This window comes from Algoriphagus boseongensis, from assembly GCF_004362805.1.
GTDB lineage: Bacteria > Bacteroidota > Bacteroidia > Cytophagales > Cyclobacteriaceae > Algoriphagus > Algoriphagus boseongensis.
The window spans coordinates 261,529-284,349 of the sequence record NZ_SNYF01000005.1; the positions used below are offsets into that span (position 1 = coordinate 261,529).

Below are 22,821 nucleotides of genomic sequence, written 5' to 3' on the forward strand. Positions count from 1 at the left end.
AAGGATTAAGGAAATATTGATAAGGTTTGAATTTTAGAATCAATTTTTTCCTTTTCCCTTGAATTAGGGTGTACTAGACCTGTTTTTTATCCATTTAATTTTTAGAACTATGAAAATTCCAATTAATCCCGATGGAACAATAGATTCAGATTCCATCAAAAAAATAATCCGTGAAATCTTGGAGGAGATGGGGCTAGCTCCTAATTCCAAATTTTCCAGTTCGGAAGAAAAAAAGGAAAGTCTTGTGGAAAATGAGGTAATAAAGCCTGCAGTAGCTGCCTCTGTGGCCTCTAACCAAATTGAAAACTTTGATGAGCTCTTTTCTTCAGGGGAGGAAATTATTCGTCTTCCGGAATCATGGTATGGAAAAGAAATCTCTATTCGATCAAATGGGATGATCAAGCCTGGAAAAGTAAAGGCAATTATCGGGAATGAGACGCGATTGACCTTTGCAGAATGGAATAGTTCACCCACCCAGCTTTTTGATTTGGAAAACTGCCAAGAGCTGGGAATTCGTGGATGTACTTTTCTTTGTCCCCCCAATAGGCCAATGAGGACAGGTTTTCCCGACAAAGAATTGTTTGGATGGAAAAGAGATTCAGTATTTAAAGGGAAGTTTGCCTACATCGATGGACAAGAAATCAAGGACAAAGAAAGGGTCACCTATGGACTTTCAAGATTTTGCTATTCTTCAGATTCTCCCGATAGGATTTATTTAATAGCAGAAAACATTCATCATAATGGATTTAATTTCACCCAAATAAAAAATCCCGAGAAAGGAAACCTATGGTTAATTCTGAGGAATGTAAGTATTTATAATCCGGTCATTGAACAGCCCAGAAGTCATTATTATTCTCCAACCCGATTTAAAGTAAGGGTAAGTGTGAAAGATGGAATTGCTACAATCATATCAGACAATACTTTTGATCAGATCTTAACCCATTGGGGATATAACATAGGTTCTCAAAGGTCAATACTCCATTTTGATCGCTTTGTTTTTGATATCTCTGAAGTTCAGTTAATTGATCAGAAAACCCTTAAACTCTGGGATCAACGCGGAAATCTTGAACGAATTTCTCCTCAATCAATCCGGACTAATTTTGAACTTCAGCCTTTAGACCAAACTAATTTGGGAATTGTGGTCTCTAAACAAATTGATGAAACTAGAAGGTTTAACTGGGTTTATGAGATGGATAGACCTTCATTTGAGACTGAAATTAAACTTTCCTATAGACAAAGTACAGATGGAGAATTTGATGCCTTTATTGTTTCTAAAGGCAATGCCCTATTTTCTGTGCCAGTGACTAAGGAAACTAAATTTGGTGATGATTATTGGGAAAGCGGAGTCATAACAATTTCTCATGGCTACGGATGGACCTGGTACAACGAAGAGTTTTCAGGATTTATCGAAAATTATCATGGGTTAGGCTATCACCGAAATTCTGGTGGGTCGGGAATTACCCAAGGTTTGACGATAAAAGACTCCACATTTGAATTTAACCCTCCTTTACCAACTGGTAACCTAGAGAAAGTGCCGGACGAAGTGAGCGATTATTTAAAATGGCTGAGGTCCATTTGAAAAAAATATAGCGACAAAAAAGCCCAATAGACTGATCTATTGGGCTTTTTTGTGCGGACGAAAAGATTCGAACTTTCACACCCGGAGGCGCTGCCGCCTGAAGACAGTGCGTCTACCAATTTCGCCACGTCCGCAAACTGACAAGAAAACTAAAGTCGGGGTGGCAGGATTCGAACCTACGACCTCCACATCCCAAATGTGGCGCGATACCGGGCTACGCTACACCCCGAACTAAATACTGCAGAGAGTGGGGGATTCGAACCCCCGGTACAGTTTAACCCGTACGACAGTTTAGCAAACTGTTGGTTTCAGCCACTCACCCAACTCTCTGTTTCCTTTTAGCCTTTAGCTAAAGTGTTGCAAATATAAACCAATTGGCAATATTTAAACAAATAGAAGCCTAATAAGATGTGTGCTAAAGAAAGATTAGAATTAATCCCTTGATTATCAATTTGAATATTTATGAATTAAAAATATCCGCAATTCCATTAGTAAGAGAATTTAGGATTTCGAATGAAGCGGATATTAGTCCACAGACCGCAGACGACAGCACGTAAAATCTATCCTCAAACCCTTTTCAGTTAGTAAGTGGCAACAAATCAATTATATCAAGTTTAATTTTTTTAAGCCCAAAAAATACCCACTACTTGGTATTTTTTACGATGACTTCTTTTTTACTTTTGAATAAGAATACATTTTTATGGTAATCCGCACTACGTCCTCCGAATTTTTAATTGAAGCCTGTGAATCAGGGGTGGGCTGCGTCTACATTTATTGTAATGAATCTGAAGAGTTGGAGCGTTTTTTTGGCTCTAAAATCATTGAATTGCCTGTAGGTTCTGGATGGAAATTCAGAACTAAAACGTGCAAGCAGGACTTTGCTCATGCTTTAATCCAATTGGTTAAGGAGATTGATTACAAGCATTTTCCAGGATTTAAATCCTTGCTCGTCTAACCTTTCTAAAAAATTATTATTTCGAGAGATTTTTTTTATTTCCCGCAATTTGGGATGAAAAACATTTTTGTTGAAAACAGATACCTTTTTTTCTAGATCAAAATAAAATACTGATTTAATTTAAAAATTGGTATAAAATTCTACAAAAAAATGTTTTTTCTAATTAAAATTTTTTATCCATCTTTCGGACCGTCACCCGATTTAAACTTAACACTTGATCTGTACTGAAAACATTGAAAACCTTATTCCAAAGTCCGTTATGGATTTTGGCCATTTCCATATTGTTATTTTGGATGTTGAGGGTCGTGTTTTAAAGTCAAATAAAAGTTTTGAGAAAATTAGCCCAAGTCCTTTGGGTAAGGAGTTTTGGAAATCTCTTTCCTTAGAAACTGCCGAGGAATTTTGCTACTCATTTGAGTTGATGCTTAGCAGTCCAAAAATCCGAAGACACCTTTTATTGGAGCATCCAGGTTGGGATGAGAACAGATTCTCTCAGATTTGGTGGGAGTTTTCTGTAATTACCACCCCGGAAATGGATATTTCCGCCGTGATTGGTATCGGTATCGGTGTTCATCTGCTTGAGCAGGAAATGCCTTGGACTAATCTGGTAGATGTATTGGGCTTTGGTAAAATTTCTTTGGATAGGAATTTCAGAATTATTGACTGGGATGATCGAATTGAAAATTGGTTTGGAGAAAATGTCCAAGAGTGGAAGAAGAAAGCCTTAACTCAAACCAAAGATTTTGGGGAGGAAACGGTGATTTTTGAAGGGCTTCATGCTGTTTTGGATAATCCTAAGCCATTTTGCTTTTTGCTGAAGAATAAAGGAGAGAATAAATCCGATTTTGCTGCCCTTTTGGCCAGTGGAAATAATGGATACCAATTCTTTCTAGTTCCAAAGGAAAATTCGAAAAGTAAATCTCAAGAAGCTAAAGTTTTCTCAGACAGAGATATTAATCTGATAAAAGGTCCCATGTTTGTCTTGAACCACGAGGGTATTTTGGTTCAACAGAACTTGGAGGCTAAAAAATTTGGAGCGGATTGTTTAGGTAGAGCCAATACAATTGGATATCACTTGAATTTTTCAGCTGCTCCAGAAAAGTTTTTAAAGTTTTTTAGTGCGATTGATTCAGCTAAAAAAGGTATTTCCTCCCAGTTTGAGCAAAGCATATTTATTTCCAAGGATGAGATTAGATTTTGGGAGGTGAGTATTCGTCCTGTTCAAAATTTTAAAGGAGAAATGAAAGGTATCATCATTCACCTTTTGGAAACTACCTCCTATAAGAAGCAAATTTTTGAATTGTATCAGGAGAATGACAAACTAAAGGAAATGGCGATCCAACCATCTCATATCCTTAGAGGCCCCTTATCCAGTATGTTGGGGATTTTGGAATTAATAGATCCAAAGGATTTATCGGAAGAAAACAAGAAGCTTTTCGGGTATCTCAAACCCCTGGCGATGGAGATGGATGATAAAATCCGAGAATACGCTAAAACGATTAGCAGTTGGAAGTAAAAGAATCGGTCTTTTTACTTTTTTAATATTTTAATTCCGATCGCTTCAATACCCTCGACCTCCTCTTTTCTCATGTATTGAAGGATAGTTATGCTTCTTCCTTTTTCATTCAGAGGAAATCTTAAGGTGTCAAATTTTGTAAATGTATCTCCGAACCCTTTTCCAATGGGTTTTCCTGATTTTGAATCGAAAAGGGGAATATTCAATAGCTTGGTCTCAAGTACATTCCCCGAAGAATCGTTGACCCAAAAGTTGACATAAAGATTAGAAAAGGGGTAATTCTCATTAAATCTTACTCCAATTAATGTCTCTCCAAGTTCATTTGGCTCTTTATTTAATTCGAATTTAACTGTGTCGGTTAAAGTCCAAGTTTCTCCAGGAAAGGCATGAAACTCCTCAAAGGCCCGGTTTCCGTCGCAGGAAACCAAAGCCCCGAAACTCAATAAAAGACCCCAGATAACTAGTTTATTCCTTGTTTTCATTTCCAGGGCCTTGGTTACGTCTTGGAGGGAATCTTCTTTTTGATTCAGGCTTTTCATTTCCGGAATCAGTGCTCTTATTTTCAGCTTTCGGTGGATTAGGTACCTGACCATTTTTAGGGTTTGGTCGGTTACGGTTTTTCTTTCTTCTTCTGTTTTCTCCACCTGTTTTTTTCTCCTGATTCCCGCTAGCCTCCAGTTTTGGTTGGTTAGAAGGTTTGGATTCATTAGAGGTAGTTTTGCCTTCAGGTCTTGGATTTGATGGGCTAGGCTTAGGTGAATTTTCTTCTCTTCCATTCCTTGGTGGGAAAGGTGAATTGCCATTTGAAGGAGATTTTTTCTTCTTTTTCTTCTTCTTGTTTTTGGCAAACTTTTGATCCAAAAGCTCCAGTTCCCTAGTAGATTGAGCAACTAGGTCTTCCACATCAGTAGATTTATCCACTTGAAGATTAAAGACTTTTATGCCTTGCTCGTTCAGCTCCTGAATTTCTTTAACCCGATCACAGGTGATACTGATCCAGTCATTGTCATTGTTGTAGCTGAACCACATCAACTTTCTGAAAATGTCTGTTTTCTGAAGTTTAGCTGGACCTTGTTCGGTTTGAAGTGGCTTCTCGACCTGAGGAATGTCCTTGATGGCATCCATGTACGTGTCTAATTCATAGTTCAGACAGCACTTTAGTCTTCCACATTGCCCACTAAGTTTGGTTGGATTCAGAGAAAGGTTTTGATATCGTGCAGCTGAGGTGGTGACATTTTTGAAATCTACCAGCCAGGTAGAACAGCAAAGCTCTCGTCCACATACACCAATTCCCCCTAATCTTCCAGCTTCTTGCCTCAAACTAATCTGACGCATTTCTACCCGGATTTTAAACTCCCCTGCCAATACTTTGATCAATTCTCTGAAGTCAACCCGGTCTTCGGCAGAGTAGTAAAAAGTCGCCTTGGAATTGTCAGCCTGGTATTCCACATCAGACATTTTCATTTGAAGCCCGAGTTCATCTACGATTTGCTTACATCGATATAGCGTAGGCATCTCCCTATTACGGGCTTCTTCCCACTTTTCCATATCCTTTTGATTAGCAATGCGATAGATTCGAGTGATATTGTCATCATCCCGTATTTTACGCTTTTGCATCTGCAATCTTACCAATTCGCCTTGAAGGGAAACATATCCTATATGGTGTCCATTTGGAACATCTACCACTACAGGATCACCTGTATTCAGGCTTAGGTAATCTACATTTCTGAAATATTCCTTTCTTCCTCCCTTAAACTTGATTTCGACAATATCAAAGTTATCCACCTGAGGTATTCCCATGTGGGCAAGCCAATCGAAGGAATTCATTTTATTGCAATCGCTCGTGCCGCAGGTGCCATTGTTTTGGCATCCACCGGTACCACCTGAGGTGGTAGAGCAGGTACTACATCCAGCCATAATCTATATTCAGGGCTTTCGCCTCGTTTAGTCCTTTGGGTTTATTTGATAAGCTTCAAAATATCTTGGCCTATATCTCTTCTAAAGTAGGCTTTTTCCCAAGAAATTTTTTCTACCGTTGAAAAGGCATTTGCTAGGGCCTGTTCCAGTTTTTCTCCAAAACCGGTTACTGCAATTACTCTTCCGCCTTGGTTTACTAATTCTCCTTTTGCATTTCTGCTCGTTCCGGCATGAAAAATCACGCTGTTTTCAGTTTGTGAAGGGACAGAAATCGGAAATCCTTTTTCATAATTTCCGGGATATCCTCCGCTAACCATCACCACGGTTGTGGCATAATTTGGAGAAATTTCTATTTGGTAATTGTCCAAAGTTCCATTCGCGATTCCAGAAAGTAAGTCCACAAAATCGCTTTTTATTCTCGGTAAAACAGCTTCGGTTTCTGGATCTCCCATTCGGACATTGTACTCAATGACATAGGGTTCTCCATCCTGATTCATCAAACCGATAAAAAGGAATCCTTTGTAGTCAATTTTTTCTTTTGCTAGTCCAGATATTGAAGGCTTTACAATCCGGTCTTCTACCTTTTGCATAAATTCTGCATCTGCAAAAATCACCGGACTTACCGCACCCATCCCTCCGGTGTTTAAGCCGGTATCTCCTTCACCAATTCGCTTGTAGTCTTTAGCCTCCGGAAGAATTTTATAGCTTTTGCCATCAGTTGCTACAAAAACAGAAAGCTCGATTCCTGTTAGAAACTCCTCGACCACCACCTTCGAAGATGCATCGCCAAATTTTGCGTCAAGCAACATCTCTTTGAGGGATTCTTTAGCTTCCTCCAAAGTTTGACAAATCAAAACACCCTTGCCAGCAGCAAGTCCATCAGCTTTTAGTACGATGGGAAGTTTCTGCTTTTCTAAATAGGCAAGTCCTTCATTGATTTGATCAGCTATGAAGGTCTCGTAGGCAGCAGTTGGGATTCCATTTCTCTGCATAAATCGCTTGGAGAAATCCTTGCTTCCTTCCAAAGTCGCTCCTAACTGAGATGGACCAACGATGGGCAAATTTTCAGTTTTTGGCTGGGTGTGCAGGTAATCTACCAAACCCTTAACCAATGGTTCTTCAGGACCAACCACCACCATTTCAATGGAATTGTCCAAAATAAATTGATGAATTGCTGGAAAATCTGTGGCAGAAAGTGCCACATTCTGGGCTATTTGGGCCGTTCCTGCATTACCAGGAGCGACAAAAAGACGCGAGCATTTGGGACTTTGTACAATCTTCCAAGCAAAAGCATGCTCTCTGCCTCCGCTTCCCAATAAGGGTATATTCATTGACTCGGTTCTAGTTTAGTTGGCATGTTCGGAGATAAACTTGATTCGGTAGACGCGAAGTTCATCTTCTGCGAAATCCTCATCAGCAAGTTCTTCCAATGCCGCTTTTATATGATCGGTTTCTGCATTCATAAAATAATCATGGAGAATATCTTCTCGCTCTTCGTCCATAATGTGCTGAATGTAGTAATCGATATTTAGTTTAGTTCCGCTATAGATAATCTGCTCAATTTCTTGAAGCAATTCACCCATACTGATATTGAGATTTTCGGCAATCTCATCCAGGTCGATTTTGCGGTCAATCTGCTGGATAATTGAAATCTTTACTTTGGAGCGAGTTCCGGAAGTTTTGACAACTACTTCAGAAGCAGTTTCGATTTCATTTTCTTCCACATAAGTGGCTATTAACTTTAGGAAAGGTGCACCAAATTTGGCGACTTTTCCCATTCCAACCCCATTGATTTGGGCTAATTCTTCCCGAGTTGTAGGATAAACCGTTGCCATTTCCTCCAAGGAAGGATCTTGGAAAATCACGTATGGAGGAAGGTTCTTGGTTTTTGCGATCCGCTTTCGTTCTGCTTTTAGCAGTTCAAAAAGCTTTTCGTCGTAAGCAGGCCCTGAACTGATCTGTACCTCTGGAGTTTCTGAAATCGCAAGTTTTTCAAAGTCATGGTCTTTTACCAAATCGACTGAATAAGGCGCTTCCAAGAATTCTTCGCCTTTTTTAGTCAACTTCAAAACCCCATAATTCTCAATATCCTTTTCTAGGAAAGCAAGGATCATGGCCTGACGGATTATTGAAATCCAAAGCTTTTCATCCTCTTCTTTTCCCTTTCCAAATACATCAAGGGTGTCATGGTTGTAACTCTGAACATATTCATCCATTTCCCCTCTGATCACTTTGACCAAATGATTTAATGCAAATCTCTGGTTGGTTTGTTTGACGGTTTCAAGTGCGTTAATCAGTAAATCCATTCCTTCGAATGTCTCCCGATCACGTTTGCAATTGTCACAGAAACCGCAATCATCATTTAAAGTTTCGCCAAAATAATTGAGGATAAATTTTCTTCGACAAACTCCAGTTTCAGCATAGGCAGACATTTCCTGAAGGAGAATTTTTGCATTTTCCCGTTCAGTTACCGCCTTGTCTTTGTTGAATTTATCCAGTTTGATGATGTCTTCATATCTGTAAAACATCAAGCAATGACCTTCCAAACCATCACGGCCAGCTCTACCAGTTTCCTGATAATAGCCTTCCAATGATTTAGGAACATCGTAATGGATCACATAGCGGACGTCCGGCTTGTCAATTCCCATCCCAAATGCAATGGTCGCCACGATCACATCCAATTCCTCATTCAAAAAGTCATCTTGAGTTTTAATTCGTACCGAAGAATCCAAACCTGCATGGTAAGGAGCGGCATTGATTTGATTGACTTTAAGCAACTCGGCTATTTCCTCGACTTTCTTTCTGCTGAGGCAGTAAATAATTCCTGATTTTCCTTTGTGTTGCTTGATAAATTTGATCAAAGCCTTTTTGGATTCATTCTTAACCTTTGGTCTCACTTCATAAAACAGGTTTGTTCTGTTGAATGAGGATTTGAAAAGGTCAGCTTCTTCCATTTGAAGGTTTCGCTGAATATCCTGCTGCACCTTGGGGGTTGCCGTAGCAGTCAAAGCGATAATCGGAAGATTTGGCGCAATCTGGGCGACGATAGTTTTGATTTTTCGGTATTCTGGACGGAAATCATGTCCCCATTCCGAAATACAATGGGCCTCGTCAATTGCCACGAAACTCAGCTTTGCTGACTTTAAGAAAGCAATATTTTCTTCTTTGGTCAGGGATTCCGGAGCGACATAAAGCAGCTTTGTTTTTCCCTTAATTACCTCATTTTTTACTTTAGTCGCTTCTGATTTAGTCAAAGTCGAGTTCAAGAAATGGGCATTTACTCCAACCGCATTCAATTGATCGACCTGATTTTTCATCAAGGCAATCAGGGGGGAAATGACAATGGCAGTTCCTTCACTGACTACAGCCGGAAGTTGATAGCATAGAGATTTGCCAGCCCCGGTTGGCATGATGACAAACGTATTTCTTTGATTGAGCAAATTGTCCACAATGGGTTCTTGATTCCCACGGAACTGGCTGAATCCAAAGATTTTCTTAAGGTCTTCTTTTACTTTTTCCTCCACGAGAAGAAAGGGCTTTAAGGGTGAACAAAACCTGTGAACAGGAATGAACGATTAGTTTTTTACCTTTGTACAAAATTAGTGATTAACGAAGGTAAAATTGAATTTAGCTAAAAATATTAGAAATACAGCCGCTCGGGTTTTGGAAAATGAAGCAAATGCAATCCTTAAACTTGTGGATTACATTGATGGCGATTTTGAAGCTTGTGTTGAGAAGATTTTATCTTCAAAAGGAAGGGTAGTTTTAACAGGTGTGGGTAAGAGTGCGATTATCGCCAATAAAATAGTTGCCACCCTAAATTCTACAGGCACACCTGCTCTTTTCATGCATGCTGCCGATGCTATTCATGGAGATTTGGGAATGGTGCAGGAGGATGATGTCGTGATTTGTATTTCCAAATCTGGCAATACCCCAGAAATTAAAGTCCTTGTCCCTTTGCTGAAAAAGCTAGGCTCAGTCTTAGTGGCTTTAGTTTCAAATACCCAATCTTACTTGGCAGAACATGCAGATTTTGTGCTCAATGCAACCATTGGGGAAGAAGCTTGTCCTCATAATTTAGCCCCAACTACCAGCACAACAGTTCACTTGGCAATGGGTGATGCTTTGGCAGTATGTCTTTTGGAAGCAAGGGGATTTACTTCAGATGACTTTGCAAAGTACCATCCAGGGGGATCTTTGGGGAAACAATTGTATCTCAAAGTTGGAGATGTGCTTTCAAAAAGTCAATTGCCAGTGGTATCTGAAAATGCCTCACTAGCTGAAGTCATCGTAGAAATTTCTGGGAAAAGACTTGGAGCCACCGCCGTCATTGATGATTCAGAAAATCTGAAAGGAATTATCACGGACGGAGACTTAAGAAGAATGCTCCAAAAATCGCTGGATATTCAAAATTTAAAAGCAAAGGATATCATGACAATACACCCCAAAACCATCTCTGCTGATGAGTTTGCCATTCGAGCTTTAAATTTGATGCGTAATCATAATATAACTCAGCTGGTAGCAATGAATGGGGAAAAAATTGCCGGATTTGTTCATATTCACGATCTGATGAAAGAAGGCATCGTATAATTTAATCATGCAAGAAAAACCCTATATCGTCATTATGGCAGGGGGAATTGGATCCCGTTTTTGGCCATACAGCAGGAATCATAAACCGAAACAATTTTTAGATGTATTGGGCACAGGAAGAACCCTTCTTCAGAGCACTTACGATAGGTTTAGAATAATTGCAGATCCTGAGCAGTTTTTGGTTGTAACCAGCCAAGGTTATTTTGATTTGGTTTCTGAGCAATTACCGGATTTGAAACCTGAGCAGATTTTGACCGAACCACTTCGAAAAAATACTGCTGCTTGCATTGCTTATGCTGTTTTTAGAATTCATCAACTAGATCCTGATGCAAGCTTAGTAGTGACTCCAGCGGATCATTTGATTCTTCAGGAGCAAAAATTTATTGACACCATCCAAAAGGCCGTCAAAGCTTCCAAATCTGATAAAAAACTGATTACTATAGGAATTCAACCGAATCGCCCTGAAACTGGCTATGGATACATTCAATTCCATGAAAAAGAAGAGGCTGATGGCACAAAAAAGGTCAAAACTTTTACAGAAAAGCCCAATTTAAAGCTGGCAAAAACCTTTTTGGAAAGCGGAGACTTCGTGTGGAATTCTGGGATGTTCGTCTGGAAGGCAAAAAGCCTGTTGCATGCTTTTCATAAATACTTGCCTGATGTAGCCGAGGTTTTTGAAGAAGGAAAAAACCATTTTGGGAAGGAAAGCGAAGGTGATTTTATCAATCGAGCTTATACCCAGGTCAAAAATATTTCCATCGATTATGGGATCATGGAAAAATCAGACAAAGTCTATGTGATTTTGGGAGATTTTGGCTGGTCTGATTTGGGTTCATGGCTTAGCCTTCATGAACTCAAGGAAAAGGATGAATATAACAATGCCGTGGAAGCAAATGCTCTTTTATTCGAGACCACTAATTCCTATATCAAAACAGATTCTGACAAATTGGTTGTGGTGCAAGGACTTGACAACTACCTAGTCAATGAATCAGAAAACGTCCTTTTGATCTGCAAATTAGACGGGGAGGAGAAGTTTAGGGAATTCGTAGCCGGAGCTAAGAAAAAAGGAGAGGACTTTGTTTGATTTCCAAATCAAACAAAGTCTGAATTTATTTTCGCTGTCTGATTACTTCGTAAATCGCCACACCTGCCGAGACAGAAACGTTCAAGCTTTCAATTTTCCCGATCATCGGGATTTTAACTTTCGCGTCAGCAATTCCCATGATTTCCTGAGAAATTCCATCTTCCTCAGAACCTAAAACAAGGGCAGTAGGAGAAGAGAAATCCGCCTCATACATCAGACTTTCGGTTTTTTCTGTAACTGCAATTAAGCTTAAGCCCATTTTTTGAAGATCTCGGCAAGCATAAAAAAGATTTTTAACGCGAGCAACAGGCATGAAATTCAAGGCTCCAGCAGAGGTTTTCACCGCATCAGAATTGATCTGGGCACTGCCTCTTTCCGGGATTACAATGGCATCAACTCCGGCGCATTCAGCTGTTCGGGCAATAGCTCCAAAGTTTCTCACATCGGTGATATGGTCCAAAACCAAAATAAACGGAGCCTTTCCAATCGCGTAGCAATTGTCAATTACATTATCCAGGGAAGCGTATTCTATCGCCGACATTTGAGCGACGACTCCCTGATGGTTTTTTCTGGTGATTCTGTTCAGTTTGGCATCCGGAACTCTGACCACAGGGATATTAGAGCTTTTGCAAAGCTGAAGTAATTCTTTGATCAGGTCATTGTTGAGTTCTTTCTGGACTAAAACTTTGTCAATTTCTTTGCTGGCATGAATAGCCTCCATGATCGCTCTTGTGCCAAAAATATAATCCTTTTCGTGGGCTCCTTTGTCTATCAGAAAGCCATCCTTCCGCTTCTCCATTGGGAAATGTTTTTGAACCAAATCGGCTGGTAGGCTCTTGATCGGTTCAAGGTGTAGAAATGTGGGGTCAAAATTGTTTTTGCCCGGACAAAAGTAAACTTAATTTTCGAGCTGGCATCCATCCCGGCATAAGACCACACTTCACGATCTTCGAAAAAGTTGACTTCTTGAGGAGGTCCCATCACAATATAGACCATGCCACGATCGGTTTTCCATCCTTCTTTAAAGTCCGTGAAAAGGATATTGGCAAATTCAACCATCTTGAAATAGTTCCGGATCAGCTGCTGAGCTAGCTCTGGACTTCGGGTCAGATTGATCCAATACTGATCTAAAGCCCTCTTTTTATCTTCAGCTAAAAGCAAGGTTTCGTGCTCTTTTCTAGTAGAAATGTAAGTCACCATTTGAACCATTTCATCCCAATCCTTCACTTTCGGGAAGGCTTCATGGCTTGATTTTAGGAGTAATCCTGAGGCGGCTGTCGTATCAGTTTGAAAGAAATAATACCCTTCCTTCTCAAATTTTTTGGGAAGGTTGGATAAAAAGTCTCCTTCATTAACCACTGAAAGTTCTTTTGGAACATCAGCCGGACGGGTTTCCATAGGAGGGAATGGCACATCAAATACCATGGGATAGAAAAAGCTCTGGATAGAAGGCCCTCCGGAAGATTTGAAAAGAAGGGACTCATTGGTATTGATAAAGGTTTGATCAAATGCTACCTCGTTGGCAAAGTAGGCTCCAAAGTTCGGCACCTCCTCTACAAATTTGCTTTTCAAATCTATATGGTATACATATTCATCGCCCTGTCGGGTATCCAAAGCTGATAAATAGGCTATAGCTGTGGTTTGAGAAGAAGGGATATCTACAGTTTTTTCAAAATACCAATGCCTTTCGGTGTCTGCTTTCAGATCGGCGCTGGTCAGTAAATTGATTTTATCGGAAGTAATCTGTTCATCATAGGAATTAAGCACTGCAAAGGAAAAACTGTAGGCATTGAACTCTGGCTTTTCTTCAATTTTTTCGACAACTAATTGAAGTTTGTATTGAGAATCAGAAACTTTCACCGGAATGATTTTCAGCCCCAACCTCGAGTACAAGGAATACCTAAGTGCTTGATCTGTTTCGCTGAGCGACTTTTGTCCAAAAGTGGAAATGGAAAGCAAAGAGAAAAAAGATAGTATAATTATTCTTAAGGGTGATTTGTGATTCATTGGGAAGCGATTCAGGTTTTAAAAATTAGCCTTACTTTTGCCAAAATACTAAAATTTCAAATGGCTACCTATACCACGGAAATCGCTTCTGACAAGTTGCAAAGTGACAATCCGATCCATCAACGCTTATTGAAAGCCTACATTGCTGCGAAGCCCTGGGTTTCAGGGGATTTGCTGGAAGTGGGTTGTGGAGAAGGAAGAGGAGTGGAAGAACTTTTACCTTTGGCAGATAGCTATATTGGCTTGGATAAAATCGGTGAGGTGATCTCTATGCTTCAGGGAAAATTTCCAGGAGTGGATTTCCGACAGGCTGTAATACCCCCATTTGAAGGATTTGCTGATAATTCTTTCGATACCATTGTGAGTTTTCAGGTCATCGAGCATATCGAAAATGACCGACTTTTTCTTCAGGAAATCTACCGAATGCTAAAGCCGGGTGGAAAAGCAATCATTTCAACTCCAAACAATACCCATACGCTTTCCAGAAATCCTTGGCATGTAAGAGAATATATTCCAAAGGAATTGATTGACTTATCAGCTGGAATTTTTGACCGAGTGGAGGCAAAAGGAATCGGAGGAAATGAGAAAGTTTGGGCTTACCATGAGGCAAATCGAGCTTCAGTTCAGAAGATTATGCGCTTCGATATTTTTGATTTGCAGCACAAACTGCCTGCATCGATTCTTAGAATGCCTTATGAAATTCTAAATAGACTAAACCGAAACAAGCTTCATAAGCAGCAAGGAAATTCGGTTTTGGATATTACCCACGAAGATTATCCTGTGGTGGAAGATCCTTCTAGAGGCTTGGATCTTTTCTATATCCTTTGGAAAAAATAGTCTATTGAACCCCTTGGGACGAATCCCACCAGCCTTTCATCTTTCGGATGTAAATAATCTGTCCGGTGTGGTAGGCGTTATGCGCTGAAATATTGGCAATAGTAGTAGTCCAATCAGCCAATTGTTTGTCTTCTGCACTTGCAACCTCAGCTTCCCAATCGATCATAACTTGGTCTAGCTCTTTTAGGGTAGTTGACCAAGTTAAGCTGTCAAGTTGAGCAAAAGTTTCCCTATTGTCTCCTTCGAATTCTTCCACATTTTGTCCCTGATAGGAGTAAAGAAGTCTTTTATTCCAAAATAGCAGATGGGAAGCAAGCTGAGCTATGGAATGATTTTCTGAAGAATCTTTCCAATTCGCTTGCTCTAAAGACAACCCTTTTAAAGCATCATTCATCGGGACAAACCATTCCGCTTTTGAATGTGAGTTTAAGAGTTGTCCTTCGAGAAATAAGTGAAGATTATTCTCATTTTCAGTCTTTTGGCAGGAAACCAAAAGCATGATTGCTAGGAAGTAGAATAGATTTTTCATGGCTGGGTAGAATTCTATTTCCTATAATTTCCATAAAAAAAGTCAGGAAACCCTGACTTTTCTTGTTTAATCTACCCTTTTCAAAATCCCTGGTGACTGACTTTCTTGTCCGATTAGGGATTCGAGTCGGAGTTTTAAAGCCTGAGCTTCTTCCTGATAACCTCTTTCCTCCAGTAATGGGATAAAGTATTTGACCATTTCGATAGAGATCATCATGTCTCGGTCATAGCCCCGATCTTCTTTGGTATAAAACTCAATCATGTCCAAAGACCGTTTGGAGATTTTGTCGATGATATCCAGTGCTTTTTCATCTTCACCCACTTCAAAGAATAAAGGAACAGACTGTCCACTGCTCAAATCGTATGGGACTGACTCATGTGGAATGGCTTCCAAGCCTCTGTTTAGAAGGTTTGCAGCTTCTTCCATTTTGTCCTCATCCAAAAGTGCCATAGCGATGCTATTGAGCGCACTTCGGTGATTGGAGGTGAATCTTCTGTATTCCTCGTCATAGTAAGCATCAGGATTATCCATGCCCCGGAAGGCAAAATTCTCCATGTAGTTTTTATAGGCTATGTCAGTATTGACCAATTCGTCTCGTACATAATCAGGCTTTCTAACAGGAAGAAGTCTGTATGTCATCCCCTCCATCACCACGTGATCTTCGATATTGATTCCAATGGTAGAAAGGGAAGTGTTGTTGAAGTAAATCGGTCTTTCCCAATTGTTGCTCACGATCAAGTCAATCAACATCAAATTGCCTTTGGTTAGGTAATTTCCTTTGACCTGAAGGTTCATTTGAGGAGCGAACAAAGATTTGAATTGTGGAGGAACGATTTCATCATTGTTGATAAAGGTGCTGTCCACTTCCAAAATCAAATTTCTGGCTGGAACCATGTTCACTACGCTTTTTCCTCCGGTTTGCATTTTAAGAAGATCAGAACCAGTGTTTAAAAGTCTAAGATATTCCTTTGCAGAAATGGCATTGAGGTTTTCACGCTCCATTACATAAAGGACATCATTGGTTCCTTTTTGATAGCGTTCACTAACCAAGGAGAAAGGTAGTGGAGCAGATTCATCAGCCTGCTTGGTCATTTGCTCTACATACCAATCGGTATCGAAGTAGCTGAGAACAATTACCCGAACATCAGTTCGGAAGTTTTCAACTTCCTGAACATACCAAAGAGGGAAGGTGTCATTATCTCCTCCGGTAAACAAAATGGCATTTGGAGCGCAGGAGGCAAGGAAATTTCTGGCAGAATCTACTGAGAAATATCTTCCCTGGCGGTTGTGATCATTCCAGTTTTGAGCTCCCATCAAGCCAGCCACAGGCAAGGTCAAAAGAGTGGCAATTATGCCGCCTGTTCCCAGATTTTTGGTTGCTTTTCCTAAAGCATGGGCGATTGCCAAAGTTCCTAGGCCAATCCAAATGGCAAAAGCATAAAAGCTACCCACATAGATATAATCACGCTCTCTAGGTTCTACAGGAGGTGAGTTGAGGTAAAGAACCAATACCACGCCCATCATCAGGAAGAGCATGAGATTTACATAAAAATATTTGGGATCCTTTTTAGCCTGGAAAAACAAGCCAATCAGACCCAAAATCAAAGGAAGCATGAAATAGGTGTTATGCCCCTTATTGTCCTTGATGTAATCCGGGTATTTATCTCCAAATGAATCCAATAAGCTTACCCATGGTGCATCCATGAAATCACTTTCTCGGCCTGAAAAATTCCACATGAAATATCTCCAATACATGTGACCCAACTGATGGCTGAGCATGAAGTAGATATTGTCACCAAAGGTCGGATCTTGTCCTTCTCTAAGTCCAAGCTTTTGGCGATAGATTCGCTTGTGATTTTCCTGAGTAGAGTAAATTCTTGGAAGAATTGTGGTTTTTGAAGGGTCGTAGGTGTTTTTGAGTTCGTAATCTACGACTTCGTATTTGTCTTTTCCCTTCATATAAATCGGAGCTCCTTCTTCTTGATCTACCAATTGGGCAGTGAAATACTGCCCATGAAGAAGTGGTCTGTACCCATATTGCTCACGCTTCAGATAGGAAACATAACTTATGATGTCCTTTGGAGCATTTTCATTGATAATGGGGTCTTGGTTGGCTCGGATAATAATCAAGGTGTAACTGGAATACCCGATCAAGATGAAAGTCAATGAAAGGAGAATGGTATTGAGCAGAGCTTTTTCTTTTTGGAGAGAATAACGAATTCCAAAAATCAAGGCTCCTAAGAAAAGGATAATAAACACCACGATTCCTGCCCCGAAAGGAAGTCCAAGACTGTTCACAAAGAAAATCTCCATAGAACCCGCCAAACTTGGGAGTCCCGGAATGATCAAATTGTTGATGATAATCAAGGCAACCCCTCCCAGAAACATGGCATAAATTGCTCCTTTGAAGCTTGGGTCAGGATACTTTTTGAAATAATAAATCAAAGCCAAAGCCGGCAAAGTCACCAAGTTCAGCAAGTGAACTCCAATAGAAAGACCCACCAAATAGGCAATAAAAATCATCCATCTGTTTTCCTCTTTTGGATCTTTGATAACCTCCCACTTCAGGAATGCCCAAATCACGATAGCCGTGAAAAAAGAAGACATGGCATAAACTTCTGCTTCCACAGCAGAAAACCAGAAACTGTCAGAAAAAGTGTAAACCATAGATCCAACCAAGCCAGCACCCATCAACGCAATGGTTTGGGCTTTGGATTCCTTGCCTTCCTCGATAGAGAAAATCCTTTTTCCGAAAAGTGTAATCGACCAAAACAAGAAAAGAATGGTGAATCCTGAGAATAAAGCACTTCCGATATTCATCCAATATGCCACTTGCAAGCCATCCCCCATGGCCAGAAATCCAAACATCTTGTACACCAAAAGCATGAATGGTGCCCCAGGAGGGTGAGGAACTTGAAGCTTGTATGAAACTGCGATGAATTCTCCCGGATCCCAAAAACTAGCTGTTTGTTCTACAGTAAGGATATATACCAAAGTGGCGACTGCAAAAACTACCCATCCGGTTAGGTTATTGATCTGCTTATAATTGAGCATTAAATCGGTAAATTTAGAGGGACGAAAATATAAAATTTTACTCCAAGTCAGGGGTTTTTAGCACTTTTTAAAACTTCGGGTTTACTGGACTGATTTCCCGGTGTGACAAAAATTACTGTATTATGGGTTTTGGGTATGCTAAATTTGTACTCATATTAAAATCTTTAACCATGAGTGCACAACCTAAAACCTTTCAGGAACTAATCGACGGAGACACACCGGTATTGGTGGATTTCTTTGCGGTTTGGTGCGGACCTTGTAAAATGATGCAACCGATTTTGGAAGATACTGCGCAAAAACTTGGGGATAAAGTCAAAATCATCAAAGTCGATGTAGACAGAAATCCATTGGCAGCCAGTAAATTTCAAGTGAGGGGAGTCCCAACCTTGATCTTATTTCACAAAGGAAATGTGGTCTGGAGACAATCGGGAGTAGTTCCGTCGCACCAGCTGATCCAAATCATTGAATCAAATCTTCTGGCGAAAGCTTGATTTGATTGTGACAAAAGTCATTTTATTGCCTTTTCTTGAAAGGTAATTTTACAAGAATATATTAAAGACCTTAAAAAAATATAGATATGAAAATAGAACAAATTTATACCGGATGCTTGGCTCAGGGAGCTTACTATCTAGAATCTGATGGAGAAGCGGCAATCATTGATCCGCTAAGAGAGGTTCAGCCTTATATCGAAAAAGCTGAGCGCAGAAATGCTAAAATCAAATATGTTTTTGAAACGCATTTCCATGCGGATTTTGTGTCTGGACATAAGGATTTGGCTGCCAAAACTGGAGCTAAGATTGTTTATGGACCTACCGGTATGAAAATGGGCTTTGATGCGATAGTCGCTGAAGACAACCAAGAGTTTCAATTGGGAAAAGCCAAAATCAGAGTTGTCCATACTCCAGGCCACACCATGGAGTCAGTTTGTTATCTTTTGATCAATGAGGAAGGTAAAGAAGAGGCGATTTTCACAGGAGATACTTTGTTTATCGGAGACGTAGGCCGACCAGATCTAGCTCAAAAAGTCGTGAAGGACTTGACTCAGGAAAAATTGGCAGCTCATCTGTACGATTCCTTGAGAAATAAGCTGATGCCATTGTCTGATGATTTGATTGTATATCCTGCGCACGGAGCTGGTTCTGCTTGTGGTAAAAATATGAGCAAAGAAACTTCAGACACCTTAGGAAATCAAAAGAAAACCAATTACGCCCTTCAGCCGATGAGCAAAGAAGAGTTTATTAAAGAAGTTTTGACTGGATTGACTCCTCCTCCTGCTTATTTCCCACAGAACGTTCTGATGAACATTCAGGGGTATGATAGCATAGATGAGGTTTTGGAAAGAGGTGTTAAACCTTTAACTCCAGCCGAATTTGAAGCTGCTGCAAATGAGACTGGTGCTTTGATTTTGGATACAAGAGATGCTCAGACTTTTGCCAAAGGATTTATTCCAAATTCAATCAATATCGGAATCGACGGAAGTTTTGCAGTATGGGTAGGAGCAATGATTCCTGACTTGAAGCAAGAAATCTTGGTTGTGGCAGAAGAAGGAAGAGAAGAAGAAGTAATTACCAGATTGGCCAGAGTTGGATATGACTATTCTATCGGCTATTTGAAAGGAAGCTTCAAAGCTTGGAAAGAATCAGGCCATGAGGTGGATTCAATTACTTCAATTTCGGTTGATGAATTAGCCAAAATCAAGGAATCTGATCCGAACATCCACATTTTGGATGTGAGAAAGAATTCAGAATACCTTTCTGAGCATGTAATGGATGCAGAAAACGCACCTTTGGATTACATCAATGACAGCATGCTAAAAGTAAATAAGGATAAAACGTATTATGTACATTGTGCTGGTGGATATAGATCCATGGTCTTCAATTCCATCCTTAGAGCAAGAGGCTATGACAATTTGATCGACGTTGCAGGTGGATTTAAGGCCATCAAAGAATCAGGGAAATTCAAAGTGTCCGACTACGTTTGTCCTACTACTTTGCTTTAATAATCCAGTAGAAAAGTCGCTTAGAAAATGGCAGGTCGAAAGACTTGCCATTTTTAGTTTATGGAAATCCGATGTGATTAAAGTCACCAGATTAAAAATCTTTCCTAATGAAATTTGTACCTAAAGTCATCTGGCTAATTGTCGGATTAGTCTGGTTGAATACCAATTCCTCAGTAGTACTGGCGCAACACCATGCTGAACACGATCCAGATACTCTTTCGAACAAAAAGATGTTCGGTAAAATCTTGAATTCAGGGCATTTTGAATTTCATCTGAGATCATTCTTCATGTACACCGGAAATGAGCCTGGTCTTTTAGACTATTCTACTTGGGGTACAGGGGCTGGTTTGGGTTACTTCAGTCCGAGATGGAAAGGTTTGGGGATAGGGTTTAGTGGGTTCTTTGTTTTTAGACATTTTGAAAACAATATTACTATTCTAGATCCTGAGACAGGCCTTAGAAATCGGTATGAATTAACTCTGTATGATGTCCATCATCCGGAAAATAACCACGATATGGACCGACTGGAAGAATTTTTCCTCTCCTATGAAAAGGAGAAATTCTTCGCTTGGATTGGGCGTCATCACATCGAAAGTCCTTTGTTGAATGCATCAGACAATAGAATGAGACCCAATCTATTCAGCGGCGTATCGGGGAGTTATCGTCCAGGTAATTGGAAATTGACAGGGACTTGGATCACTCATTTGATCTCTCGTGGGTCTTTGGAATGGGTGCCCGTAGAAGAATCTGTTGGTTTTTATTCCACAGGTAGAAACCCGACTGGTTCGGATGAAATCTATACCCATCATCTCCATTCCAAAGGGATTGGAATTCTTGGGGTAGAATATCAGGATGAAAGATTGAATTTGAAATCTTGGAATTACCTAGCCGAAGGGATGTTCGCCATCAGTTTTGCAGAAGCTACGACAAAGATTCCTCTGGGAGTCAACCACAAAGCAATATTTGGGGTTCAGGGCTTTTATCAAAGTGCAGTAGGAGATGGAGGAAATCCAGAACCGGAAAAAGCGTATATTTTACCTGGGGAGAAAACCTTTGGTGTGGGTTTGAGATCGGGAATTCTTTGGGATAATAATCAGTTAACTGTTAATTATCTGGGGATTTCAGATCAGGGACGATTTCTTTTCCCCAGAGAGTGGGGTAGAGAACAATTCTTTGTGAGTATGCAAAGAGAAAGGTTTGAAGGATTGGGAGGAGTTCATGCTTTCAACTTGATGTATGAAAAAACGATTCATGATCAATTGAAAGTCGCAATAGGAGCGGGGCATGCCTCAACTCCAAAATTGGAAAATGTGAAACTGAATAAATATGGCTTGCCCCATTATTATCATTTCACAGGATTGATTGATTATAAATTTGACGGGTTTTTCAAAGGTTTGGATCTTCAGCTTTTGGTAGCTCACAAAGGGGAAAATACCGATCAGGACCTTCCTCGGGAATATGTAATCAATCGGGTAAACATGACTAACGTCAGTTTGATTTTAGACTACAGATTTTAATAGCAACTAATTAAGTTAAGTATATATGGAGCAATTCATTGAATGGATTAAACAACCTTGGCCCTGGTATGTAGCAGGTCCCATGATTGGACTTACCGTCCCAGCACTATTGATTTTAGGAAACAAAACCTTCGGGATTTCATCCTCGCTCAGACATATCTGTGCGGCTTGCGTTCCTGCAGGGATTCCTTTCTTTACCTACAATTGGAAAAAGGAAATCTGGAATTTACTATTTGTGCTTGGGGTAGCCATTGGCGGTTTCATTGCCACAAATTTTCTCGCCAACCCAGAAACAATCGTTGTTTCTGAGGCAACACAAGCTGATCTTGCCGCTTTGGGAATTACCGATTTCTCGGATTTGATGCCGGCGGATATTTTCTCCTGGGAAAATATGACAAACGCAAAAGGCCTTCTATTCTTCGTTTTTGGAGGATTTTTGGTAGGATTTGGTACCCGATATGCAGGAGGATGTACTTCCGGACATGCCATTATGGGTATTAGCTCCTTGCAGTGGCAATCAGTAGTAGCTACCACGTTTTTCATGATCGGTGGCTTCTTAATGACCCACGTTTTGATGGAGCCTTTAATGAAAATGGTTGGATTCTAAACTTTTGATAAAATGACTAAAGTAGCAGAAAAGAAAATAGAGGTGCAGGATCCACATTGTGCAGCACCTAATCTGAGAGAAGATCACGATAAAGGCCTTGAGCTGTTAAAGTATCTTGTTATTGGCCTAATCTTCGGGATCGTATTTGTTAAGGCAGAAATTATTTCTTGGTTTAGAATACAGGAAATGTTCCGTCTTCAATCTTTCCACATGTATGGAGTAATTGGGTCGGCAGTTGTCACCGGAATTATTTCAGTGCAATTGATCAAAAGACTTAATGTTAAGACTATCCACGGTGAGACCATCGAAATTCCTGATAAAGTATTCAAAAAAGGTCAGGTGATCGGAGGATTTATTTTCGGATTGGGTTGGGCACTTACCGGAGCATGTCCAGGTCCTTTGTTTGCCCAAATTGGCAGTGGATATACGGTAGTTTTAGTGACCTTAATATCAGCTTTGGCGGGAACATGGGTTTATGGGAAATATGCCCATAAGCTTCCGAACTAAGTTCTGATATAAAATTGAAAGCCACTTTCGTAAGAAGGTGGCTTTTTTTAATTAAAGACCTTTTTGACTATAAATCTGATCAAAAGGATAATGGAGGCTATAATGACTCCAACGATAATAAAT

At 40.1% G+C, this 22,821-nt stretch carries 19 protein-coding genes and 3 tRNA genes; 11 read left to right on the forward strand and 11 right to left on the reverse strand.

Features of this window, described 5'->3' with window-relative positions; translation table 11 throughout:
- Positions 1-109: 109 nt before the first annotated feature.
- Positions 110-1,579, forward strand: a complete 1,470-nt coding sequence (locus DFQ04_RS01200) for a hypothetical protein (protein ID WP_133551889.1) — start codon at positions 110-112, stop codon at positions 1,577-1,579.
- Positions 1,580-1,631: 52 nt separating this feature from the next.
- On the opposite strand, the gene DFQ04_RS01205 is transcribed toward DFQ04_RS01200, so the two are convergent.
- From DFQ04_RS01205 to DFQ04_RS01215, 3 genes are all read right to left on the reverse strand, one after another.
- Positions 1,632-1,713, reverse strand: a tRNA-Leu gene (locus DFQ04_RS01205).
- A gap of 21 nt (positions 1,714-1,734) precedes the next feature.
- A tRNA-Pro gene (locus DFQ04_RS01210) sits at positions 1,735-1,808 on the reverse strand.
- Positions 1,809-1,820: 12 nt separating this feature from the next.
- A tRNA-Ser gene (locus DFQ04_RS01215) sits at positions 1,821-1,909 on the reverse strand.
- 370 nt (positions 1,910-2,279) lie between these two features.
- Between DFQ04_RS01215 and DFQ04_RS01220 the strand changes: the two genes are divergently transcribed.
- Both DFQ04_RS01220 and DFQ04_RS01225 read left to right on the forward strand, forming a co-directional pair.
- Positions 2,280-2,534: a hypothetical protein gene (locus tag DFQ04_RS01220; RefSeq protein ID WP_133551891.1), complete on the forward strand. Its 255-nt coding sequence runs from the start codon at positions 2,280-2,282 to the stop codon at positions 2,532-2,534.
- A gap of 214 nt (positions 2,535-2,748) precedes the next feature.
- Complete coding sequence (locus DFQ04_RS01225; protein WP_133551893.1) at positions 2,749-4,050, forward strand: PAS domain-containing protein; 1,302 nt, start codon at positions 2,749-2,751, stop codon at positions 4,048-4,050.
- 14 nt (positions 4,051-4,064) lie between these two features.
- Here the strand turns inward: DFQ04_RS01225 and DFQ04_RS01230 are convergent, their stop codons facing one another.
- From DFQ04_RS01230 to recQ, 4 genes are all read right to left on the reverse strand, one after another.
- On the reverse strand, positions 4,065-4,532 hold the full coding sequence (locus tag DFQ04_RS01230) for a gliding motility lipoprotein GldH (RefSeq protein ID WP_133551895.1): 468 nt from the start codon (positions 4,530-4,532) through the stop codon (positions 4,065-4,067).
- Entirely contained in the window at positions 4,516-5,877 is a 1,362-nt protein-coding gene (locus DFQ04_RS01235; protein WP_133554290.1) for a regulatory iron-sulfur-containing complex subunit RicT, read from the reverse strand. Before DFQ04_RS01235 ends, DFQ04_RS01230 begins: the two co-directional genes overlap by 17 nt.
- 131 nt (positions 5,878-6,008) lie before the next feature.
- A complete protein-coding gene (purD, locus tag DFQ04_RS01240; RefSeq protein ID WP_133551897.1) occupies positions 6,009-7,298 on the reverse strand; it encodes a phosphoribosylamine--glycine ligase in 1,290 nt (429 codons plus the stop codon).
- Between the two features lie 15 nt (positions 7,299-7,313).
- The gene (gene recQ, locus DFQ04_RS01245; RefSeq protein ID WP_133551899.1) at positions 7,314-9,491 is read right to left on the reverse strand and encodes a DNA helicase RecQ; all 2,178 of its coding nucleotides are present in this window, start codon (positions 9,489-9,491) and stop codon (positions 7,314-7,316) included.
- Between the two features lie 97 nt (positions 9,492-9,588).
- Between recQ and DFQ04_RS01250 the strand changes: the two genes are divergently transcribed.
- Positions 9,589-10,557, forward strand: coding sequence for a KpsF/GutQ family sugar-phosphate isomerase (locus tag DFQ04_RS01250; RefSeq protein WP_133551901.1), 969 nt, complete (start codon positions 9,589-9,591; stop codon positions 10,555-10,557).
- A gap of 7 nt (positions 10,558-10,564) precedes the next feature.
- A complete protein-coding gene (locus DFQ04_RS01255) occupies positions 10,565-11,641 on the forward strand; it encodes a mannose-1-phosphate guanylyltransferase (RefSeq protein WP_133551903.1) in 1,077 nt (358 codons plus the stop codon).
- A 25-nt stretch (positions 11,642-11,666) separates the two neighbouring features.
- Here the strand turns inward: DFQ04_RS01255 and rlmB are convergent, their stop codons facing one another.
- Positions 11,667-12,440, reverse strand: a complete 774-nt coding sequence (gene rlmB, locus DFQ04_RS01260) for a 23S rRNA (guanosine(2251)-2'-O)-methyltransferase RlmB (protein ID WP_133551905.1) — start codon at positions 12,438-12,440, stop codon at positions 11,667-11,669.
- Positions 12,413-13,648: a GWxTD domain-containing protein gene (locus DFQ04_RS01265; protein WP_133551907.1), complete on the reverse strand. Its 1,236-nt coding sequence runs from the start codon at positions 13,646-13,648 to the stop codon at positions 12,413-12,415. The genes rlmB and DFQ04_RS01265 overlap by 28 nt, the downstream gene beginning before the upstream one ends.
- Positions 13,649-13,708: 60 nt before the next feature.
- Here DFQ04_RS01265 and DFQ04_RS01270 point away from each other — a divergent pair, with 60 nt between their 5' ends.
- The gene (locus tag DFQ04_RS01270) at positions 13,709-14,485 is read left to right on the forward strand and encodes a class I SAM-dependent methyltransferase (protein ID WP_133551909.1); all 777 of its coding nucleotides are present in this window, start codon (positions 13,709-13,711) and stop codon (positions 14,483-14,485) included.
- 1 nt (position 14,486) lies between these two features.
- On the opposite strand, the gene DFQ04_RS01275 is transcribed toward DFQ04_RS01270, so the two are convergent.
- Positions 14,487-15,014 carry a DinB family protein gene (locus DFQ04_RS01275; RefSeq protein WP_133551911.1) on the reverse strand — a complete coding sequence of 176 codons (528 nt, stop codon included), beginning with the start codon at positions 15,012-15,014 and terminating at the stop codon, positions 14,487-14,489.
- Positions 15,015-15,080: 66 nt separating this feature from the next.
- A complete protein-coding gene (locus DFQ04_RS01280; RefSeq protein ID WP_133551913.1) occupies positions 15,081-18,068 on the reverse strand; it encodes a glycosyltransferase family 117 protein in 2,988 nt (995 codons plus the stop codon).
- A gap of 170 nt (positions 18,069-18,238) precedes the next feature.
- Here DFQ04_RS01280 and trxA point away from each other — a divergent pair, with 170 nt between their 5' ends.
- The 5 genes from trxA (at position 18,239) to DFQ04_RS01305 (ending at position 22,698) form a co-directional block, all read left to right on the forward strand.
- On the forward strand, positions 18,239-18,559 hold the full coding sequence (trxA, locus tag DFQ04_RS01285) for a thioredoxin (RefSeq protein WP_133551915.1): 321 nt from the start codon (positions 18,239-18,241) through the stop codon (positions 18,557-18,559).
- An 86-nt stretch (positions 18,560-18,645) separates the two neighbouring features.
- Positions 18,646-20,067 carry an MBL fold metallo-hydrolase gene (locus DFQ04_RS01290; protein ID WP_133551917.1) on the forward strand — a complete coding sequence of 474 codons (1,422 nt, stop codon included), beginning with the start codon at positions 18,646-18,648 and terminating at the stop codon, positions 20,065-20,067.
- 107 nt (positions 20,068-20,174) lie between these two features.
- On the forward strand, positions 20,175-21,584 hold the full coding sequence (locus DFQ04_RS01295; RefSeq protein ID WP_133551919.1) for a hypothetical protein: 1,410 nt from the start codon (positions 20,175-20,177) through the stop codon (positions 21,582-21,584).
- Positions 21,585-21,609: 25 nt separating this feature from the next.
- Positions 21,610-22,191, forward strand: coding sequence for a YeeE/YedE family protein (locus DFQ04_RS01300; protein WP_133551921.1), 582 nt, complete (start codon positions 21,610-21,612; stop codon positions 22,189-22,191).
- 12 nt (positions 22,192-22,203) lie between these two features.
- A complete protein-coding gene (locus DFQ04_RS01305) occupies positions 22,204-22,698 on the forward strand; it encodes a YeeE/YedE family protein (RefSeq protein ID WP_133551923.1) in 495 nt (164 codons plus the stop codon).
- Positions 22,699-22,821 lie beyond the last annotated feature (123 nt).

Bases quoted from the DNA above. Each gene is read 5' to 3' on its own strand.
- DFQ04_RS01255 (WP_133551903.1), top strand. From the start codon at position 10,565: ATGCAAGAAAAACCCTATATCGTCATTATGGCAGGGGGAATTGGATCC.
- trxA (WP_133551915.1), top strand. From the start codon at position 18,239: ATGAGTGCACAACCTAAAACCTTTCAGGAACTAATCGACGGAGACACA.
- DFQ04_RS01200 (WP_133551889.1), top strand. From the start codon at position 110: ATGAAAATTCCAATTAATCCCGATGGAACAATAGATTCAGATTCCATC.
- purD (WP_133551897.1), bottom strand. From the start codon at position 7,298: ATGAATATACCCTTATTGGGAAGCGGAGGCAGAGAGCATGCTTTTGCT.
- DFQ04_RS01305 (WP_133551923.1), top strand. From the start codon at position 22,204: ATGACTAAAGTAGCAGAAAAGAAAATAGAGGTGCAGGATCCACATTGT.
- DFQ04_RS01290 (WP_133551917.1), top strand. From the start codon at position 18,646: ATGAAAATAGAACAAATTTATACCGGATGCTTGGCTCAGGGAGCTTAC.
- DFQ04_RS01275 (WP_133551911.1), bottom strand. From the start codon at position 15,014: ATGAAAAATCTATTCTACTTCCTAGCAATCATGCTTTTGGTTTCCTGC.
- DFQ04_RS01230 (WP_133551895.1), bottom strand. From the start codon at position 4,532: ATGAAAACAAGGAATAAACTAGTTATCTGGGGTCTTTTATTGAGTTTC.
- DFQ04_RS01295 (WP_133551919.1), top strand. From the start codon at position 20,175: ATGAAATTTGTACCTAAAGTCATCTGGCTAATTGTCGGATTAGTCTGG.
- DFQ04_RS01235 (WP_133554290.1), bottom strand. From the start codon at position 5,877: ATGAATTCCTTCGATTGGCTTGCCCACATGGGAATACCTCAGGTGGAT.
- DFQ04_RS01265 (WP_133551907.1), bottom strand. From the start codon at position 13,648: ATGAATCACAAATCACCCTTAAGAATAATTATACTATCTTTTTTCTCT.
- rlmB (WP_133551905.1), bottom strand. From the start codon at position 12,440: ATGGAGAAGCGGAAGGATGGCTTTCTGATAGACAAAGGAGCCCACGAA.
- DFQ04_RS01270 (WP_133551909.1), top strand. From the start codon at position 13,709: ATGGCTACCTATACCACGGAAATCGCTTCTGACAAGTTGCAAAGTGAC.
- DFQ04_RS01280 (WP_133551913.1), bottom strand. From the start codon at position 18,068: ATGCTCAATTATAAGCAGATCAATAACCTAACCGGATGGGTAGTTTTT.
- DFQ04_RS01300 (WP_133551921.1), top strand. From the start codon at position 21,610: ATGGAGCAATTCATTGAATGGATTAAACAACCTTGGCCCTGGTATGTA.
- DFQ04_RS01220 (WP_133551891.1), top strand. From the start codon at position 2,280: ATGGTAATCCGCACTACGTCCTCCGAATTTTTAATTGAAGCCTGTGAA.